This window comes from Bradyrhizobium sp. PRIMUS42 (assembly GCF_023006515.1).
Lineage (GTDB): Bacteria > Pseudomonadota > Alphaproteobacteria > Rhizobiales > Xanthobacteraceae > Bradyrhizobium.
Genome location: NZ_JALBGZ010001359.1, coordinates 1 through 779, shown reverse-complemented (window position 1 = coordinate 779; position 779 = coordinate 1). Strand labels below are relative to the sequence as shown.

1 protein-coding gene and 1 pseudogene are annotated in these 779 nt (G+C 66.8%); one reads left to right on the top strand and one right to left on the bottom strand.

The window, feature by feature from the left end; translation table 11 throughout:
- Window positions 1-390 (bottom strand): annotated as a pseudogene (locus MOV75_RS40340) (primosomal protein N'); the annotation flags it as partial.
- A gap of 111 nt (window positions 391-501) precedes the next feature.
- Between MOV75_RS40340 and MOV75_RS40335 the strand changes: the two are divergent.
- A partial coding sequence (locus tag MOV75_RS40335; protein ID WP_247008423.1) for a site-specific integrase occupies window positions 502-779 on the top strand: 278 nt, incomplete at its 3' end.

Below are 779 nucleotides of genomic sequence, written 5' to 3'. Positions count from 1 at the left end.
CAGACGCACGCCGGGGCGCACCCGCTCGGGGCCGAGGTTGTCGCCCATCCGCAGGCACATCCGCAGCACCATGCCGCGCGGGCTCAGCGTGTAATTGGCGACCCAATCGACCACGGACCGCAGCTCGGGCTTGAGCGGCGGGAAGTCGAGCTTCTCGCTGACCTCCTTGAGACGGTTGTGCAGGCGCGGATCCGGATTGGCGTTTTCTCCCCAGACCACCGCAAGCACCTCGCGCGGCCCGAGCGGCACACCGACGAGATCGCCCGCCTTCAGCTCCATCCCGCGCGGCACCTTGTAGGAATAGGTCTGGTCGAGCGCGACCGGCACCAGCACGTCGACCATGCCGGTCGCGTTGGTGGGGGCGGTCGTGCTGCGCGGCGTATGATCCATGAACGGAGAATCGGAACCCGGGATTTCAAGGCTAGCGCCGTGGGGCGGCCTTAGCGAACGATAAACGAGTGTGATGCGATATACTGTAGGGAATCACCACGTCCAGAGCGCATGAGCAAAGCGGCCGCCCCACAAATCGAGCTCGCCAGCGCCGATCCCTCGATCGCGCAGGAGATGACGCGCTGGCTGTCGCATCTCGGCGCCGAGCGGCGGCTGTCGCCGAAGACGCTGGAGGCTTATGGCCGCGACTTGCGGCAATGCCTGGATTTCCTCTGTGCCCATTGGGGCGAGCGCGTCACGCTCAAGCGCTTCGCGGCGCTGGAAGCAACCGACGTGCGCGCCTTCATGGCGATGCGCCGCGCCGACGACATTGCCGGCCGCTCGCTGAT